This is a genomic window from Paraburkholderia sp. EG286B, from assembly GCF_040965655.1.
GTDB lineage: Bacteria > Pseudomonadota > Gammaproteobacteria > Burkholderiales > Burkholderiaceae > Paraburkholderia.
On sequence record NZ_JBFRCF010000103.1, the window covers coordinates 1 to 1,876 of the forward strand.

Sequence of the window (1,876 nt, forward strand, 5' to 3'; positions counted from 1 at the left end):
AGGCTGTGGTAGGTGACCAGAGATGTGGAAGCAACTGCGCGAGATTGTCGGCGCGCTGGGTCGGCAAGCGAGTCAGGACGTCTTTCAGATAGCAATACGGGTCATGACCGTTGAGCTGTGCCGATCGGATCAGGCTCATGACGGCGGCACCACGTTGGCCCGCACGAAGAGAGCCGGCGAACAACCAGTTCGCCCTTCCAGTTGCCCATGGACGTATCTGGTTTTCTAGCCAGTTATTATCGATGGGCACTCGCCCATCGGCGAGATAGCGCATCAGCGCCTCCCAGCGTTTGAGGCTGTAATCCAGCGCTTTCGCAATGGCCGAGCCCTCCGAGACGAGCTTGCGCTGACCAGTCATCCAGTCGTGCAGCGCATCGGCAATCGGCCGGGCACGCTCCTGACGAAGGGCACGTCTTTGTTCGGGATCGAGCCCTGCGGCCTCTCGCTCGACGTCGTAGAGTGCCGCGAAGTATTCAAGTGCCTGCCCGGCAATCTGACTCTTGTGATTGGCGTGAAGCTCGTAGAACTTCCGTCGGGCGTGGGCAGCACACCCCATTTCCGTAATGCCTTGACGGAAACCTTCCTTGTAGCCACCGTAGTCATCACACACGAGTTTGCCGCACCAGCCGCCAAGGAACGCACGGGCATGCTCACCAGCGCGGCTGTCGGCGAAGTCATAGACGACCGCCTTCAATTCGGCAAACTGCGTGGTGCTGTATGCCCAGAGATAGGCCCGATGGGTCTTGCCCTTGCCTGGGCTGAGCATCTGCACCGGCGTCTCGTCGGCGTGCAGCACTTCCTGCCTGTGCAGTTCCGCTCGCAGCGCCTCGACCAGTGGCTGCAGTCTCATCCCGCAAACACCAACCCATTCACCCAGCGTCGATTGCGGAATCGCCAGGCCGGCCCGACCAAAGATGCGCTCCTGGCGATACAAAGGAAGATGGTCACCGTATTTGGCGACCAGCACCTGCGCAAGCAGACCCGTGGTGGGAATGCCCTTGTCGATCACGTGGGGCGGCACCGGCGCCTGGACCAGCGTTTCGCACGTCCTGCAGACCCACTTGCCACGGACGTGCCGCTCGACCATGAATACGCCCGGCGTGTAGTCCAGTTTCTCGCTGATGTCTTCGCCGATCCGTTCGCGCTCACAACCGCACGAGCACCGGGTGTCTGCGGGCTCGTGGTGGATGTCTGTACGCGGGAAACCGGGCGGCAAGCTTGCCCGCTTCGGCTTCTGGCGCTCGTCATCGGTTCGAGGTGTCGGCCGCAACTGCTCCAGTTCAATCTCGAGCGCGGCCAGATCGGCGTCAATCGCCTCATTGAGCAGGCTCATCTGCTCGCTGTTGGTCTGTTCGCTACGCCGGCCGAACTGCATGCGCTTCAGTACAGCAATCTCATGCGCGAGCTGCTCGATACGTGTCTGCCGGTAATGCAGCTCCCGTTCGTTCTCACCAACCTGCGACATTAACCGCGCGGCCAGCGTGCGCAGTTCGTCGGGGCTCAGGGTGTCGAGGTCGGCGGGCAGGTCCATGCAGGCAGTCTGCCAGAACCTCACCCGCGACGGAAGCAAGCCAGTTTACGGCTCTGGGGGTATTACACGACCGTGATCGCGTGATCGTGAACCAACGTCTGCCAGGGCAGTCCGGTCACCAACGCACGCAACTGCTCGGGATTGAGCGCGGTCGCGATCGTCTGCTCACCGTTCGTCCAGACGAACCGGCCCTTGTTCAGGCGACGCGCGGCCAGCCAGATTCCGAACCCGTCATAGACGAGCACCTTCATGCGCGTCGAATGCCTGTTGGCGAACAGATAGGCGTGATGTGGCCGCGCTGCGCCGAACACCTTCACCACGCGCGCCAGAATCGTATCTGTGCCG

2 protein-coding genes are annotated in these 1,876 nt (G+C 61.9%); both read right to left on the reverse strand.

Going from position 1 to position 1,876, the window contains the following annotated elements; genetic code table 11:
* Nucleotides 1-1,531, reverse strand: a 1,531-nt coding sequence (locus tag AB4Y42_RS43865; RefSeq protein ID WP_368697839.1) for an IS66 family transposase, incomplete at its 3' end; no start/stop codon positions are given.
* Between the two features lie 62 nt (nucleotides 1,532-1,593).
* The coding region (tnpB, locus tag AB4Y42_RS43870) for an IS66 family insertion sequence element accessory protein TnpB (protein WP_368697840.1) at nucleotides 1,594-1,876 on the reverse strand (283 nt) is incomplete at its 5' end.